Origin of the sequence: Luteibacter rhizovicinus DSM 16549 (genome assembly GCF_001887595.1) — a bacterium.
Taxonomy (GTDB): Bacteria; Pseudomonadota; Gammaproteobacteria; order Xanthomonadales; family Rhodanobacteraceae; genus Luteibacter; species Luteibacter rhizovicinus.
This window is the reverse complement of record NZ_CP017480.1, coordinates 4,531,465-4,546,458: the sequence shown is the minus strand read 5'-3', so window position 1 is coordinate 4,546,458 and position 14,994 is coordinate 4,531,465. Positions and strand designations below refer to the sequence as shown.

Here is a 14,994-nt window from a genome sequence, read left to right as displayed (position 1 = left end):
ACACCTCATGAAAATTCTCGTCATCGGCGGCTCAGGCCTCATCGGCAGCAAGGTCGTCACGCGGCTGCGCGCACTGGGTCACGAAGCGATCTCGGCGTCGCCCTCATCGGGCGTCAACACCATGACCGGCGAAGGGCTGGATGCGGCGGTCGCCGGTGTCGACACCGTGCTCGACCTTTCCAACTCGCCGTCGTTCGCGGACAAGGATGTGCTCGAGTTCTTCGAGACGACGGGGCGCAACATCGCGGCGGCGGAAGTGAAAGCGGGCGTCAAGCACCATGTCGCGCTCTCGGTGGTCGGCACCGATCGTCTGCCGGACAGCGGTTATCTGCGCGCCAAGGTCGCTCAGGAAGCGCTGATCCGTGAATCCGGCGTGCCGTACACGATCGTCCGCTCCACGCAGTTCTTCGAGTTCCTCAACGGCATCGTCCAGGCCAGCGCCAAGGGCGAGTCCGTGCACCTGTCCACCGGCAACATGCAGCCGATCGCGTCGGAGGACGTCGCCGACGCCATGACGGCGGCGACGCTTGCTGCGCCGGTCAACGGCATCATCGAAATCGGTGGTCCGGACAAGATCCGCATGGCCGATCTCGTGCAGCGCTTCCTCACCGCGATCGAGGATCCGCGCCAGACGATTGCCGATGCGAAGGCGCTGTATTTCGGCACCGTGCTGGAACCCGACTCGCTGGTTCCCGGCCCGGGCGCCAAGCTCGGCAAGATCGACTTCGATACCTGGTTCAAGCAGTCCGATTTCGCCAAGGCCTGACCGTGACGCGCATCCTCCGATGAAGCCGACACGTCCTCCGACGTCCTTTCTCGACCGGTACACCGGGGCCGATTTCGCACCGCTGTACACCGCGACGGTGCACGTGACGGGCGGGGAGGCGGCGCATGGCCGGGCATCGGGCATCGCCCGTTCCGCGGACGGCACGCTCGATCTGCAGCTGCGCATGCCCGCCCAGATGGGCGGCCCCGGTGGCGGCACGAATCCCGAGGAGCTGTTCGCCGCGGGATTCGCAGCGTGCTTCCACGGTGCACTGAGCCTGCTGGCGGCGCGTGCGGGCGTGTCGATGGCCGATGCGCAGGTCACGGCATCGGTGACCTTCGGTCGCGACCCCATGGATGGCCTGTTCACCCTTGTTGCAGGTGTTCGCATCGCGCTCCCCGGTGTCGACCGTGCGGTCGCCGAGGCGCTGGTGCGCAACACCGAACGCATCTGTCCTTACGCCAAGATGGCCCGTCAGGGCATCGAATGTATCGTTTCCCTAGAGTTATGAACGAAAGTCGTCTTCCCCCTGGGCGCGCGAGCGCCTGCAACATTTCATCGACACGCATATCGGACGCCGCCTCGCCATCGCCGAACTGGCATCCTCGATCGGTTACAGCGAGTCGTATTTCTTCCGCACGTTCAAGGCGACCTTCGGCAGCACGCCGCACGCCTATGTCCTGATGCGTCGCCTCGAACTGGCGTGCGAGCTGATGCTGGCCACCGACGATGCCCTCAGTGACATTGCCGTTCGCTGCGGGCTGGCCGACCAGGCCCACTTCACCCGCCGCTTCCGTCGTGCCTTCGATTCGCCGCCGGGCGAGTGGCGCCGCCGGGAACGACTAAGACCAACGTAGGGTGGCGCCAGCCGAAAACCTGCCTAAGATGCGATCCGGGTAGTACCACTCATCGGCAGGGGATAAAACGCATGGCAGGGAACGAGACGGCCGGCTTGCTGGCACGGGAACGTACGATTGCGGGACCGGGGTTCAATCGCTGGCTGGTACCACCCGCGGCCCTCGCCATCCATCTGTGCATCGGCATGGCTTACGGCTTCTCGGTCTTCTGGATCCCGATGACCAAGCTGGTCCCGGGCGCCGATGCCGCGGTCTGCGCCAGCCAGGGCTTCCTCGACCAGCTCACGACGACGACCTGTAACTGGACCGTTCCTTCGGTCAACCACATCTTCGAAACCTTCATCGCCATGCTCGGTCTGGCCGCGGCGCTATGGGGTGGCTGGCTGGAGCATGCCGGCCCGCGCAAGGCCGGCTTCATCGCTGCCAGCTGTTGGGGCGGTGGCCTCGTGCTCGGCGGTATCGGCGTTTCGATCCACCAGCTGTGGCTGGTCTACCTCGGCTGCGGATTGTTGGGCGGCGTGGGGCAGGGGCTGGGTTACATCACGCCGGTGTCGACCTTGATCAAGTGGTTTCCGGACCGCCGCGGCCTGGCTACCGGCTTCGCCATCATGGGTTACGGCGGCGGCGCGATGATCGGCGCGCCGATCGCGGTGAAGCTCATGGATGTGTTCAAGAACGGCGAGATCGCCGGCGTGTCGACCACGCTCATCGTCATGGGCGTGATCTACTTCGTGGCGATGTCGCTGGGGGCGTTTGGCTTCCGCGTCACACCTAATGGCTGGAAGCCCGTGGGCTATCAGCCAGCGGCTGCCGGGGCGTCGCACAAGCGGCCGATGATCAGCCACGGTCACGTGCATCTGAACCGGGCCTGGAAGACGCCGCAGTTCTGGTTGATCTGGGGCGTGCTGTGCATGAACGTGACCGCGGGTATCGGCGTGTTGTCGATGGCCAGTCCGATGTTGCAGGACGTGTTCGGTGCCGGCCTGCTCGGTGTCGACCCGGGGACGGCACTCACCGCTGCGCAGAAAACTGCGATCGCCGCGGCCGCGGCCGGCCTGGTCGGTCTGATCAGCCTGTTCAACTCGGTCGGTCGCCTGGCCTGGGCCTCGGCGTCGGATTATCTCGGTCGCAAAGTCACTTACATCATCTTCTTCGTCCTCGGCATCATCCTGTACTGCCTGCTGCCGACGCTCGGTCACCTCGGCGCGGCGGCGCTCTTCGTCATTACGGTTTGCGTGATCCTGTCGATGTACGGCGGTGGCTTTGCCACGGTGCCGGCCTATCTGGCGGATATGTTCGGCACGCAGATGGTCGGCGCGATCCATGGCCGCCTGCTCACCGCCTGGTCGGTGGCCGGCGTGATCGGCCCGGTCCTGATCGCCGGCATCCGGGAGGCGCAGCTAGGCGCCGGCGTGGCCAAGAACCTCGTCTACGACCGCACCCTGTACATCCTCGCCGGCCTGCTGCTGATCGGCCTGATCTGCAACCTGCTGGTCCGCCCGGTCGACCCGAAGCACCACATGACCGAGGAGGAGTTGAAGCGCGAGCGCGCACTCCAGCACGAGGTCCAGGCCACGGACGCGAGTGTCGCTGCGGCAGCAAGGGGGCCGTTCGGCGCGGTCGGTGTGGTGGCCTGGCTGGCGGTGGGTATCCCGTTCCTGATCGGGGTGTGGATCGCCTTGCAGAAAGCGGCGGCGCTGCTCTAGGGCGCGTCTTTTGCTTAGCCGGAAAGAAGCGTTTCACCGGCTCACGGGGGACTTCAACCGGGGCCGCCGTCCCGCTATGCTCCCCCGGGAGCGGCCTCAAGGGGAGGTTTCGCCAGAGGGAGCCAGGGCTAGCTACCCTGTGCTCAAGGGGTGAGTGAAATGGGTAACGTCATCGAATTTCTGGCTCGTGTTGGGGAAGACGCGTCGCTGCGCCATGCATCCGACGAGGCGCTTGGAGAGTTCATGAGCGAGGCCGGCATGGTCGAGGCTGTGACGGCACTTCATGCTCAGGCGGAACAGAACACCTACTTCGTCGGCCAGATGCCCGGCTATCACCGTGAAGCGGAATAACCGGAACACGACCACGCACGCGTTGCATGCAGGGAACGTTCAATGACAAGTGTGGCAGGAGCATCGAAGGGATCCCTCGTGTGCGTCGGTGTCGGCATGACGCTCGGTTCGCACCTCACGCCTATTTCGAAAAGCGAGATTGAGCGCGCGGACGTCGTGTTCGCCGGGGTGTCCGACGCCCTGGTCGAAATGTGGCTGCGCGAAATGCATGCCGACGTACGCAGCCTCCAGCCGTACTACGCCGAGGGGAAATCACGTCGTCGGACGTACGAGCAGATGGTCGATGCGATCCTCGCCGAGGTGCGTGCCGGCAAGCGTGTCTGCGGTGTTTTTTACGGGCATCCGGGCATCTTCGCGCTGGCGCCGCATCGCTCCATCGAGATCGCGCGCGCCGAGGGCTATGACGCACGTATGGAGCCCGGCGTCTCGTCGGAGGACTGCCTCTATGCGGACCTGGGCATCGACCCGGGCTCGCTTGGCTGCCAGCACTTCGAGGCCACGCAATTCCTGCTGCACAAGCGGAACGTCGATCCGTCGGCGTGGCTGTTCCTCTGGCAGGTCGGCCAGGTAGGCGACCTGTCGCTGGGTAAGGTGGGAACGGGAGCGCCGTATCGCCAGATCCTCGTCGATGTCCTTTCCCGGGATTATCCCCTCGACCATCCGGTCATTATCTACAGCGTGCCGACCCTGCCGATCGAGGCGCCGTCCATTCGGCGCATCCGCCTGGCCGATCTTCCGGCGACGCATGTCACGACGTCCGACACCGTAGCCCTGGCGCCGTCCCGCGCCATGGTTCCGGACGAAGAAATCCGTCGTCGCCTGGAATCGCTGATGCGATCCGAGGCGGCCTGAAGCCATCCCATGACAGGAGAGAGTGCATGTCGCAGTTGATCGAGTTTCTCGGAAAAGTAGGTAGCGATGCGAACCTGCGTTACGGCGGGCGCGATGCCTTGTTGCAGGCGATGGATGCCGAGGGCCTGGACCTCGCCTTGCGCGAGCCGGTGGCCGCGGGCGACGTCAAGGCAATGAAGCTTACGTTGCAGGGTAACGCTGCGATGACGGACGAGTTCCGGGCTGTCCAGATGGTCACCGCCTTCCACGGTGCGCTGATGATCTCGGACTTCCAGGCCTCCCAGATACTCACGGACTTCCAGGCCACCCAGATGGGTACGGAGTTCCAGCCTCGCTGAGGCTGTCGCCCTGACGGTTGTTCTGAAGGGGCGGGCCGGTCGGCCCGTCTCTTTGGCCGATTCCCTTTGGCCGGCTTACATGACAAGGCGGTCTGGCGTTATGATCGCCGCGCGAGCGACCTCGTGGGGAGGCGACGCCGTCAAAGCCGGCAAGTCCGGTGCTCAGGGGATGAGATATGGGGAACGTTGTAGAGTTTCTGGCCCGCGTCGGACAGGATGCCGCCTTACGCCACGCATCGGCCGAGCAGATGGCCGCCGAGCTGGAAGCCGCCGGCCTTGCGCCGGAACTGAGCGCTGAGATTCATGCCGGCAACGCCGGTGGCCTTCGTTTCCTCCTGGGGCAGGGCGTGTATTTCGCGTCGCTGATGCCCGATGGTCCGGAAAGGGACAACGAAGAAGAAGACGATCGTCAGGACGACGACGAGGACGAGGACGGCGACGAAAAGCTCTCCCTGTCTTCCGAGTCGCACACGCGTCTCTGACGCGATGAGGCGGGCATCCCGCCCATTGCGATGGCTGCTGGCGATCGGCTTCACGGTCGCCAGCGGACTTGCCATGTCCGCCACGCCGCCGGCCGACCGACGGGCGACGACGACGGCCGACTCCATCGAGACGGCTGACACGATCAAGCTCACCGACTTTCCGCGCTTCAGCGGGATACTGTCGACGATCGATGTGAACGATGCTTCCCTTTCGGATTATTCGCGTTGGAAGCTTCGCTTCCTTCTCGGGTGGCGTGCGGTTTACCTTGGTAACTACGAAAGCGCGCGGAACCTGCTTGAGGACGTTGCGGAGAATGCGCCGAACGACCTGTTGAAATTTCGTGCCCTGGGTACGTTGGTCAATCTCTTGGGAGAGGGCCATCGCTACCAGGCAGCGTTCATTCGCCTGAATCAGTTGCAGGACATGATGCCGTCGATTCGGGACGCGCGCGCGCGCTTCCAGGCATTGGGCGAAGCATCCCAGTTGCTCAGCTCGGCCGGCCAGTATGACCAGGCCGAGGCTTACGCGAGGATGATGATCGCCGAACCGCCGCCGGGACAGACGATTTGCCAGGGCGCGCAACATTTGCTGCGCGTACAGCGTGACGCGAAGAAAATCGGTCCTCTCGATCCTCTTTTCGACGGGGCGATCGACGCGTGCATGGCAAGCGGGGACAACCTGTTCGGACAGATCATGCGCGGTGACGTCGCGTGGTTTTACCTGGCGCAGGGCCGACCGGAAGATGCTGTCGCATTTCTGACAAAGTATGGCGATGCCATGCGTCGCCTCGACTACAGCACGCTTTCGTCGGAGATAGATGGGACGCTTGCCCAGGCGTATTTCCGCATGGGCAAGATGGCGGAAGCGCGAATCTATGCGAAGTCAGCGATAGCCCGCTCTGCGAAAGGCGAGTACACCGAGGCCCTGACGGAAGCGTACGACGTGCTTTATCGCGTCGAGAAGCAGGCAGGAAACGTCGCGGATTCACTGGCCTACCATGAGCAGTACATGGCCGCGGACAAGGCTTATCTGACCGATGTCAGTGCGCGTGGCCTGGCCTTCCAAATGGTCGACCAGCAGGTGACCGCGAGGAGGGCCGAAGTCCAGGCGCTCAACAAGCAGAACGAAATTCTCCGTCTGCATGGCGCCCTCGACCGCAAGGATGTCGAAACCGGTCGCCTCTACATCGTCATTCTTGCGGCCAGCCTTGCCGCCATCGTCTGGCTGGTGTTGTGGCTGCGTCGTTCGCAGATGCGCTTCATGAAGCTCGCGCGGCGTGATGGACTGACGGGCATCTGCAATCGCGAACACTTCGTCGATCAGGCCGATCGCGTGCTTGCCTACGGCGCCCGTTCCGATCGCGGGCTCTGCCTGATCCTGTTTGATCTGGATCACTTCAAAAACGTCAACGATAGCTATGGCCATGCCGTGGGCGACGAAGTGCTCAAGCGTGCCGTCGACGTCTGTCACCGGGCTTTGCATGCCTGCGATGTTTTCGGCCGGCTCGGCGGCGAGGAATTCGCGATCCTGTTGCCCGATTGCAGTCCGGCCCAGGCGCGTGCGCGTGCGGAGCAGCTGCGTTTGTCCATCTCGGCGACGGCTGCTACGCAGGCGCGCCCCGAACTGGCGGTCACCGCGAGCTTCGGCGTTTCGTCCACGCTGCAGTGTGGTTTCGAACTGCATCGCCTGCTCGTGGTGGCGGATGCCGCGCTTTACCGCGCGAAGCGGGCAGGGCGCAATTGCGTCTTCATGGGCGACACCGGAGATATTCCGGATTCGCCGTATTTGACCGAAGCGCGCGGATAGTGCGGAGGCCCGCGGATAATCCGCTCGTTGTGGGAGCCGATTCATCGGCGATCCCGCGGCAGCGGGCAAGGTTTCCGCTAGCACCCTATCGCCGCTGAAGCGGCTCCCACATTGACATCAGGCATAAAAAAAGGCCGCTTTCGCGGCCTTCTTTTTTACCCGTCGCAGCTAGCTATTAGCGCTGACGAGCCTTGAAACGGGGGTTGCTCTTGCAGATCACGAACACTTTGCCGCGACGGCGAACGACTTTGCAGTCACGGTGACGCGACTTCGCGGACTTCAAAGAGGAAAGCACCTTCACGGCTAGCTCCTGAAACTTTAAGGACAAGGAAAAACGGAATTGTAGCGATCCGGTCGCTGTTACGCAAGCGCAGGGAAAGATTGACCTTTCAGGCAAGGCCAAGCGCGGTACGTGCCTCGCGCACCGTGCGCAGGAAGCTCTCCAGCACGGGGGACGTATTGTCCACGCGACTGGCTACCGCGAGCAAGAGGAAGGCTTCCGGATCGTCGACAGGCACGAAGGCCACGCCGTCCAGATGCACGGCCTGCAACGACCCCGGCACTAATGCCAGGCCGAGGCCGGCGGCGACCAGGGGCAGGAGGGAAGGGATCTGCTGGGCTTCCTGGCGCACGTTGGGGCGGAACCTGGCCTTGTTCGCCAGCAGCATCAAGCGGTCGATCAGGGTGGCTGCGTGGGCCCGGGGCGGGGCCACGAAGCGCTCGTGGGCCAGTTCCTCCATGCGCAGCGACTCGCGTTGGGCGAAGCGGTGGCCGGCAGGCAGGGCGATGACCAGGGGTTCGTGGTCGATCACCTCGACATTGAGCTGGCGGGCATTGGCCACGCCTTCGGGGTGGGCCCGGAGCAGGCCCACGTCGATCTGTCCGCTGAGGATGGCGTCGTACTGGGCGCCGGTCAGCATCTCGCCCAGGTGCAGGCTGACGCCGGGTGCCGCTTGTGTGAAGCGCAGCAAGGTTTCCGGCAGCGCACGGTGAAATGATACGGAGACGGCATAGGCCAGCCTCAGCTGGCCGGTGAACCCCGCGGCCGCTTCGGTCACCACGGTTCGCGCGCTTTCCGCCCGCGCCAGGATGGCCTTGGCTTCGAGCAGGAACAGCCGGCCCGGCTCGGTCAGGGCGACGCGGCGACGGTTGCGGTCGAACAGGCGCACACCGAGATCCGCCTCGAGGGCGAGGATCTGCTGCGACAGCGGAGGCTGCGAAATATGCAGGCGCTGGGCGGCCTGGGTGAAACTGAGGGTTTCCGCCACTTCCACGAAGTAGCGCAGCTGGCGCAGATCGAACATAGTCGATTTTCGTCTAAGTGACTCGTGAAAGATATATTGGCGAGAATTTCCTAGGAAATCTATTATCCGTCTCGACCTACCAATCAACCCTCCCCCTGGGTCGGTAGGTCCCTCGCCCCGCATCGACGCTAAACACCGGTATCTGGCCTACCTCCCCCCCGAGGCCCATACCGAGGCGTCCTCTGCGGGGCGACTTTATTTCTGCTGCCGGAAATGTGGGAGCCGATTCATCGGCGAATGGACATGTGGGAGCCGATTCATCGGCGAAAAGCCTACGGAGCGGTCTAGCCGCAGCCCATCGCCGGCATAGCCGGCTCCCACAGAAGGCCAAAGCATCGCCGATAAATCGGCTCCTACCGGCTAGAGGTTTGCGGTAAAGGCGCACTCGGTGCTGGCGCGCACGTGACCTTCGTCGACGCCGGGGGCCAGCTCTATGAGTTCGAGACCGCCGGGCGTGACGTCGAACACTGCCAGGTCGGTGATGATGCGGTCGACCACGGCCTTGCCCGTGAGGGGCAGGGTGCATTCGGTGAGGATCTTCGGCGTGCCGTCTTTGGCGGTGTGTTCCATCACCACGACGACGCGCTTCACGCCGGCGACGAGGTCCATCGCGCCGCCCATGCCCTTGACCATCTTGCCGGGCACCATCCAGTTGGCGATATCGCCTTCACCGGTGACCTGCATGGCGCCGAGGATGGAGATATCCACGTGGCCGCCGCGGATCATCGCGAAGGAATCCGCGCTGGAGAAGAACGACGCGCCGGGGCGGGCGGTGACGGTCTGCTTGCCGGCATTGATCAGGTCGGCGTCCACTTCGTCTTCGGTCGGGAACGGGCCGATGCCGAGCAGGCCGTTTTCGGACTGCAGCCACACGTCCACGCCATCCGGCAGGTGGTTGGCGACCAGGGTCGGCAAGCCGATGCCCAGGTTCACGTAGTCGCCGTCGGAGAGTTCCAGGGCGGCGCGCTGCGCCATCTGTTCACGAGTCCAGGCCATGGTGTTCTCCTCAGGCGCGCACGGTGCGCTGTTCGATGCGCTTGGACGGCGCGGGATTGTGCACGATGCGATCGACGTAGATGCCCGGCGTGTGGACCTGGTCCGGGTCCAGCTCGCCGACTTCGACCATGATCTCCACCTCGGCGATGCAGACCTTGGCCGCCGTGGCAGCCATCGGATTGAAGTTGCGCGCGGTCTTGCGATAGACGAGGTTGCCGGAAGGGTCGGCTTTCCAGGCCTTGACCAGGGCGACGTCGGCCACGATGGAGCGCTCCATCACGTACATGTTGCCGTCGAACTCGCGGGTCTCCTTGCCCTCGGCCACCTGCGTGCCGTAACCGGTACGGGTGAAGAAGGCGGGGATGCCGGCGCCGCCGGCGCGCAGCTTCTCGGCCAGGGTGCCCTGCGGGGTGAACTCGACCTCGAGCTCACCGGCCAGGAACTGGCGCTCGAACTCCTTGTTCTCGCCGACGTAGGAGGAAACCATCTTGCGGATCTGGCGGGTCTCCAGCAGCAGGCCGAGGCCGACGCCGTCGATGCCGGCGTTGTTGGACACGGCGGTCAGGCCCTTGACCCCGGAATCGCGCAGGGCTTCGATCAGCCGTTCGGGAATACCGCAGAGGCCGAAGCCACCCACGGCGATGATCTGTCCGTCGGCCACGAGGCCGGCCAGGGCCTCACGGGCGCTGGCGACACGTTTGTCGCGCGAATGCGACTTCACCTGGTTCATGCGTTGTCGAGTCCATCCGGGCGGTCCCGCCGCCGGTTCGCCCGCCATCATAGCCGAGCGCCATCACGTCCCGTGGTCCTTCGTGGGTTCACGCTCGTCCATGGTGCTGGGCAGCAAAGTCGTATTCGGACAAGAACTGATGCCCGGTCTGCGGTTTGATTGACAGGTTTCCGAAGGCCCGTCTCCCGCAATTCCCCAACCTGGAGGTTCTCGTGAGCAAGCAGAAGATTGGCGTGATCGGCATGGCCGTCATGGGTCGCAACCTGGCCTGGAATATCGAAAGCCGTGGACACGCCGTTTCCATCTTCAATCGAAGTAAGGAAAAGACCGACGAGGTGATGTCCGAGAGCAAGGACAAGCAACTCGTGCCGACGTACTCGCTCGAAGAGTTCGTCGACTCTCTTGAAAAACCCCGCCGTATCCTGCTGATGGTGCAGGCTGGCAAGGGCACCGATGCGGTGATCGAGCAGTTGCGCCCCTTGCTGGACAAGGGCGACATCCTTATCGACGGCGGCAACACCTACTACAAGGACACGGTGCGCCGTGGCGAGGAGCTGGCGAAGGACGGCTTGCACTTCATCGGTACCGGCGTGTCCGGTGGCGAGGAGGGTGCGCTGAAGGGTCCGTCGATCATGCCCGGCGGTCCGCGCGACGCGTACGACCTGGTCGCACCCATCCTCACCGAGATCGCCGCGAAGGCGCCGGATGGGGAGCCCTGCGTCACCTATATCGGCCCGGGCGGGGCCGGTCATTACGTGAAAATGGTGCACAACGGCATCGAATATGGCGACATGCAGCTCATCTCCGAGAGCTACGCCGTGCTCAAGCACGTGCTCGGCCTCGACAATCAGTCGCTGGCGGATGTCTACAGCGAATGGAACGAGGGCGAGCTCGATAGCTTCCTGATCGAGATCACGTCGAAGATCTTCACCAAGAAAGACGACAAGAGCGACAAGATGCTTGTCGACATGATCCTCGACCGGGCAGCGCAGAAGGGCACCGGTAAGTGGACCAGCCAGAGCGCGCTCGATCTCGGCGTCCCGCTCACCCTGATCACGGAGTCCGTGTTCGCCCGCGGGCTGTCCTCCCTGAAGGAGGAGCGCGTGGCCGCGAGCAAGCAACTGGCCGGGCCGAAGGCCGAGAAGTTCTCGGGTGACCGTTCGGCGTTCAAGGAGTCGGTCCGTCGCGCCCTCTACATGAGCAAGCTCATCTCGTATGCCCAGGGATTTGCCCAGCTGCGCGCGGCCTCGGACGAGAACGACTGGAAGCTGGACTACGGCGCCATTGCCAAGATCTTCCGCGCCGGCTGCATCATCCGCGCCCGCTTCCTGCAGAAAATCACCGACGCCTACAAGAACGACGGCGACGTCAAGAACCTGCTTCTCGACCCGTACTTCCGCGATATCGTGCAGAACTACCAGGGCGCGCTGCGCGAAGTGGTCGCCGAGGCGGTTCGGGTGGGCGTGCCGGTGCCCGGTTTCTCCGCGGCCATCGCCTACTACGACAGCTATCGGGCCGAGCGTCTGCCGGCCAATCTCATCCAGGCCCAGCGCGACTTCTTCGGGGCCCATACCTTCGAGCGGGTGGACGAAAAGGGCAGTTTCCACGCCGAGTGGGCTGAGTAGAGCCATGTGGGAGCCGATTCATCGGCGATCCCGCGGCAGCGGGCCAGATGATCGCGGCCTGGTTATCGCCGCTGAAGCGGCTCCGACATGGACCAGGCTGTCTTCCGAGCGGACTTGCTTCACGGCTTGAGACGTAAGAACTAGCGCTGAGTGGGAGCCTCCCTTTAGAGTTGGCGCAATCGAGAGGGCTGCCGCGTGCGCGGCGGCCTTTTTGCGACCAATCAGGGAGTACGTTGTTTGACGCAGAGACGTAAGCTGACCGGCGCCGTGGCGCTCGCGATAGCGCTGGCCGGATGCTCGACCCTGCCTCAGCCGCGCGACGACGGGGCGTTGCAGCGCGAAGCCATGGCCGGCACCGAAAAACCCGCACCTCGGTCGGTGATCCTCCCCAGCACCAACCCGGCCGCGCCGAGCGTGGCTGCGCCGGAAGTGACGACGGGCACGGGCGAGTTCGTCAAGGCCGTCGGCCTGGCGAAGCCGACCCCGGTCGCCGAAGGCGCGGGCACGGTGACCTTCAATTTCGAGAACCAGCCGGTCGAGTCGGTGGTCAAGGCGATCCTCGGCGATCTGCTGCATGAAAACTATTCGATCGTGCCGGGCGTGCAGGGCAACGTGTCCTTCTCGACCTCCCAGCCGGTCACGGCCGAGCAGGCCTTGCCGATCCTGGAGACCCTGCTGTCGTGGACGGGCAACGCGCTGGTCCACAGCAATGGCCGTTACGTGGTGATGCCCGCAAAGGACGCCGTCGCCGGCAACCTCGTGCCGAGCATCGGCGCGAACGCGCCGGCCGGTGGCCTTCAGGCGCGGCTCTTCCCCTTGCACTTCATCTCCGCGACGGAGATGCAGAAGCTGATCAAGCCGTTCGCGCGCGCCGATGCCGTGCTGCTCGCCGACCCCACGCGCAACGTGCTGGTCATGGCCGGCACGCCGAGCGAGCTGGAGAACTACCAGCGCACCGTGGCCACCTTCGACGTGGACTGGTTGCGCGGCATGTCCGTGGGCGTGTTCAGCCTGCAGCGCGCGGAGGTCAAGGACCTTACGCCGATGCTCGACAAGCTGTTCGGCGACAAGGGCAATACGCCGATGGCGGGCCTGCTGCGTTTCATTCCCATCGAGCGGACCAATTCGCTGGTGGTGATCAGTCCGCAGCCGGCGTACCTGGACGAAGTGCGCAGCTGGATCGATCGCATCGACCATGGCGGCGGCAACGAAGCGCAGCTCTACGTCTATGACGTGCGCAACGTACAGGCGTCCGACCTGGCCGATTACCTCTCCGACATCTACGGCGGTGGCTCCAGTGGTGGCCGCTCGGGCGATCGCGGCGGCAAGGTCGGTCCGGGGCTGAGCTCGGGCACGCTCGGTGGCGACAGCGATTCGCGTAACGGTTCCGGCTCCGGCTTCGGCAACAGCTCGGGCACGTTCGGCAGTGGCTCCTCGTCCTCGTCGTCTGGCGGTTACCTCAATACGACCGGCGGCAACGGCATCAACGGCTCGTCGTCGGGTTTCGGTAGCGGCGGCGGTTCGTCGATCAACGGTTCGCAGAGCGGCTTTGCCGGCAGTGGCTTCGGTGACGACGACAATTCGCATCGCTCACATACCGGCGCGATCACGACCGACGAGGGCGTGCGTATCACCTCGGTGGATTCGAATAACCAGCTGATGGTGCGTTGCCGCCCGGCGCAGTGGGCGGAGATCGAGCAGGCGATCAAGCGCCTCGATGCCGTGCCGCTGCAGGTGCAGATCGAAACGCGCATCCTCGAAGTGGCCCTGACCGGCAACTTCCAGTTTGGTGTGCAGTGGTATCTGGAAGGTCTCGTCGGCGGCAAGAACGGGTCGGTGGGCCAGCCGGGCAACCAGCAACAGTGGGCACTCGGTAGCGGCGGCAACGTCTACAACCCGACCACGGACAGCTTCTTCTACTCGTTCGTCAACAACAACCTGTCCGTCGCGCTGAAGGCGATGGAGACCAGTGGCAATACGAAGACGTTGTCCGCGCCATCGCTGGTGGTGCTGAACAACCAGAAGGCGCACATCCAGGTCGGCGACCAGATTCCGATCACGCAGACCTTCGTCAACACCGGCGCGAACACGGACAACACGATCGGCCAGGTGGAGTACAAGGACACCGGTGTGATCCTCAACGTGCGTCCGCGCGTGAATCCGGGTGGCCTGGTGTACCTCAACATCAACCAGGTGGTGAGCGCGCCGGGTCAGAAGGACATCACGACCGGCAACTTTCCGATCCAGCAGCGCGAGGTCGCCACCCAGGTGGCCGTGCAGAGCGGGCAGACGGTGTTGCTCGGTGGTTTGATCAAGCAGGACGAGGGCACCACCGATACCGGTATTCCGGGGTTGAACCGCATTCCCGTCTTCGGACGCCTGTTCGGTTCGACCACGCGCAGCCGGAACCGCACCGAGCTGATCGTGCTGATCACACCGCGCGTCATCACCAATGGCGAAGACGCGAAGCAGATCACCGACGAGTACCAGCGCAAGTTCGAATCGCTGCAGCCGTATCGGGAGTCGCCGGCCAAGCCGCGCGCCGCCGAGCCGACGGTGACGGTGCCGTTGCATCCCTGAGGTGGCGGGAGTTCTATGTGGGAGCCGCTTCAGCGGCGATAGGGTGCTTGCCGCAACCTGGCCCGCTGCCGCGGGATCGCCGATGAATCGGCTCCCACAAGAAGCGGCTGTTACCGAGCTGGGGTTGGGGCTAACGGGGTGGGGTAGGTGACCTTCGGTCGGTAGGGCTGGACCGAGATGCCCAGGTTCGGGCCCATGCGGTGGCTGAGGCTGTTGGCGTTGTACAGGCCCAAGCTGTTGGTGGGGCGCTTGGTGATGTCCGCGTCCCTGGGCAGGGGTACCGGAGTCGCGCTGCTGGCGACCAGCTGGTTGAGGCAGGCGTAGGACAGGCTCGTGCCGTCGTTGCTGCCGTGCTCGACGCAGCCCGGCGTCGCCGATGCGTGCACGCCGGGCAGGGTGACCACGCTTTTCGTCTCCTGCGCGGAGGCACCAGACGTTGCCGCCATGGTCAGTACGAACACCATCTGCCGAATACGCATACATCATTCCCTGAGTCGTCGTTGCGCTGAATAGCACGTGCGGCGCGCCCTACGTAAGTGGCGAGGCTGTTGTCATGGCTTTGTCACTAACTTTGTCACGGAAACAGCGCGGTTGTGTCAT

At 64.2% G+C, this 14,994-nt stretch carries 16 protein-coding genes; 11 read left to right on the top strand and 5 right to left on the bottom strand.

Annotation, left to right across the window (positions count from 1 at the left end; all coding sequences use genetic code 11):
- The first annotated feature begins 7 nt into the window (after positions 1 to 7).
- The 9 genes from BJI69_RS20750 to BJI69_RS20710 all read left to right on the top strand — a co-directional run bounded on the left by BJI69_RS20750 (position 8) and on the right by BJI69_RS20710 (position 7,159).
- Positions 8 to 766, top strand: coding sequence for an SDR family oxidoreductase (locus BJI69_RS20750; RefSeq protein ID WP_046966315.1), 759 nt, complete (start codon positions 8 to 10; stop codon positions 764 to 766).
- Positions 767 to 785: 19 nt separating this feature from the next.
- Positions 786 to 1,277, top strand: a complete 492-nt coding sequence (locus tag BJI69_RS20745; protein WP_046966316.1) for an Ohr family peroxiredoxin — start codon at positions 786 to 788, stop codon at positions 1,275 to 1,277.
- Between the two features lie 34 nt (positions 1,278 to 1,311).
- Positions 1,312 to 1,623 (top strand): helix-turn-helix domain-containing protein, encoded by a 312-nt coding sequence (locus BJI69_RS20740; protein ID WP_078023390.1) that lies wholly within the window; start codon positions 1,312 to 1,314, stop codon positions 1,621 to 1,623.
- 71 nt (positions 1,624 to 1,694) lie between these two features.
- On the top strand, positions 1,695 to 3,329 hold the full coding sequence (locus BJI69_RS20735) for an OFA family MFS transporter (protein WP_046966317.1): 1,635 nt from the start codon (positions 1,695 to 1,697) through the stop codon (positions 3,327 to 3,329).
- A gap of 159 nt (positions 3,330 to 3,488) precedes the next feature.
- Positions 3,489 to 3,680, top strand: a complete 192-nt coding sequence (locus BJI69_RS20730; protein WP_046966318.1) for a hypothetical protein — start codon at positions 3,489 to 3,491, stop codon at positions 3,678 to 3,680.
- Between the two features lie 96 nt (positions 3,681 to 3,776).
- Positions 3,777 to 4,532 carry an SAM-dependent methyltransferase gene (locus tag BJI69_RS20725; RefSeq protein ID WP_244465201.1) on the top strand — a complete coding sequence of 252 codons (756 nt, stop codon included), beginning with the start codon at positions 3,777 to 3,779 and terminating at the stop codon, positions 4,530 to 4,532.
- A gap of 26 nt (positions 4,533 to 4,558) precedes the next feature.
- Positions 4,559 to 4,870 carry a hypothetical protein gene (locus BJI69_RS20720; RefSeq protein WP_046966320.1) on the top strand — a complete coding sequence of 104 codons (312 nt, stop codon included), beginning with the start codon at positions 4,559 to 4,561 and terminating at the stop codon, positions 4,868 to 4,870.
- A gap of 176 nt (positions 4,871 to 5,046) precedes the next feature.
- Positions 5,047 to 5,352, top strand: a complete 306-nt coding sequence (locus BJI69_RS22440; RefSeq protein ID WP_046966321.1) for a hypothetical protein — start codon at positions 5,047 to 5,049, stop codon at positions 5,350 to 5,352.
- 73 nt (positions 5,353 to 5,425) lie between these two features.
- Complete coding sequence (locus BJI69_RS20710) at positions 5,426 to 7,159, top strand: tetratricopeptide repeat-containing diguanylate cyclase (protein WP_046966329.1); 1,734 nt, start codon at positions 5,426 to 5,428, stop codon at positions 7,157 to 7,159.
- A 175-nt stretch (positions 7,160 to 7,334) separates the two neighbouring features.
- On the opposite strand, the gene ykgO is transcribed toward BJI69_RS20710, so the two are convergent.
- The 4 genes from ykgO to BJI69_RS20690 all read right to left on the bottom strand — a co-directional run bounded on the left by ykgO (position 7,335) and on the right by BJI69_RS20690 (position 10,189).
- The gene (ykgO, locus tag BJI69_RS20705; protein WP_029213509.1) at positions 7,335 to 7,460 is read right to left on the bottom strand and encodes a type B 50S ribosomal protein L36; all 126 of its coding nucleotides are present in this window, start codon (positions 7,458 to 7,460) and stop codon (positions 7,335 to 7,337) included.
- An 88-nt stretch (positions 7,461 to 7,548) separates the two neighbouring features.
- Positions 7,549 to 8,463 (bottom strand): LysR substrate-binding domain-containing protein, encoded by a 915-nt coding sequence (locus BJI69_RS20700; protein WP_046966322.1) that lies wholly within the window; start codon positions 8,461 to 8,463, stop codon positions 7,549 to 7,551.
- Between the two features lie 360 nt (positions 8,464 to 8,823).
- Complete coding sequence (locus BJI69_RS20695; RefSeq protein ID WP_046966323.1) at positions 8,824 to 9,459, bottom strand: CoA transferase subunit B; 636 nt, start codon at positions 9,457 to 9,459, stop codon at positions 8,824 to 8,826.
- Between the two features lie 10 nt (positions 9,460 to 9,469).
- Positions 9,470 to 10,189 (bottom strand): CoA transferase subunit A, encoded by a 720-nt coding sequence (locus BJI69_RS20690; protein WP_046966324.1) that lies wholly within the window; start codon positions 10,187 to 10,189, stop codon positions 9,470 to 9,472.
- Positions 10,190 to 10,401: 212 nt separating this feature from the next.
- Between BJI69_RS20690 and gndA the strand changes: the two genes are divergently transcribed.
- Both gndA and gspD read left to right on the top strand, forming a co-directional pair.
- Entirely contained in the window at positions 10,402 to 11,814 is a 1,413-nt protein-coding gene (gene gndA / locus BJI69_RS20685) for an NADP-dependent phosphogluconate dehydrogenase (RefSeq protein WP_046966325.1), read from the top strand.
- 237 nt (positions 11,815 to 12,051) lie between these two features.
- On the top strand, positions 12,052 to 14,394 hold the full coding sequence (gene gspD / locus BJI69_RS20680) for a type II secretion system secretin GspD (protein ID WP_046966326.1): 2,343 nt from the start codon (positions 12,052 to 12,054) through the stop codon (positions 14,392 to 14,394).
- Between the two features lie 110 nt (positions 14,395 to 14,504).
- Here the strand turns inward: gspD and BJI69_RS20675 are convergent, their stop codons facing one another.
- Positions 14,505 to 14,873: a hypothetical protein gene (locus BJI69_RS20675; RefSeq protein ID WP_071925052.1), complete on the bottom strand. Its 369-nt coding sequence runs from the start codon at positions 14,871 to 14,873 to the stop codon at positions 14,505 to 14,507.
- Between the last annotated feature and the right edge of the window lie 121 nt (positions 14,874 to 14,994).

Coding starts and splice junctions, on each gene's coding strand:
- BJI69_RS20750 (WP_046966315.1), top strand. CDS start 8: ATGAAAATTCTCGTCATCGGCGGCTCAGGCCTCATCGGCAGCAAGGTC.
- BJI69_RS20710 (WP_046966329.1), top strand. CDS start 5,426: ATGTCCGCCACGCCGCCGGCCGACCGACGGGCGACGACGACGGCCGAC.
- BJI69_RS20695 (WP_046966323.1), bottom strand. CDS start 9,459: ATGGCCTGGACTCGTGAACAGATGGCGCAGCGCGCCGCCCTGGAACTC.
- BJI69_RS20725 (WP_244465201.1), top strand. CDS start 3,777: ATGACGCTCGGTTCGCACCTCACGCCTATTTCGAAAAGCGAGATTGAG.
- BJI69_RS22440 (WP_046966321.1), top strand. CDS start 5,047: ATGGGGAACGTTGTAGAGTTTCTGGCCCGCGTCGGACAGGATGCCGCC.
- BJI69_RS20690 (WP_046966324.1), bottom strand. CDS start 10,189: ATGAACCAGGTGAAGTCGCATTCGCGCGACAAACGTGTCGCCAGCGCC.
- BJI69_RS20730 (WP_046966318.1), top strand. CDS start 3,489: ATGGGTAACGTCATCGAATTTCTGGCTCGTGTTGGGGAAGACGCGTCG.
- BJI69_RS20675 (WP_071925052.1), bottom strand. CDS start 14,873: ATGCGTATTCGGCAGATGGTGTTCGTACTGACCATGGCGGCAACGTCT.
- BJI69_RS20745 (WP_046966316.1), top strand. CDS start 786: ATGAAGCCGACACGTCCTCCGACGTCCTTTCTCGACCGGTACACCGGG.
- BJI69_RS20700 (WP_046966322.1), bottom strand. CDS start 8,463: ATGTTCGATCTGCGCCAGCTGCGCTACTTCGTGGAAGTGGCGGAAACC.
- BJI69_RS20720 (WP_046966320.1), top strand. CDS start 4,559: ATGTCGCAGTTGATCGAGTTTCTCGGAAAAGTAGGTAGCGATGCGAAC.
- BJI69_RS20735 (WP_046966317.1), top strand. CDS start 1,695: ATGGCAGGGAACGAGACGGCCGGCTTGCTGGCACGGGAACGTACGATT.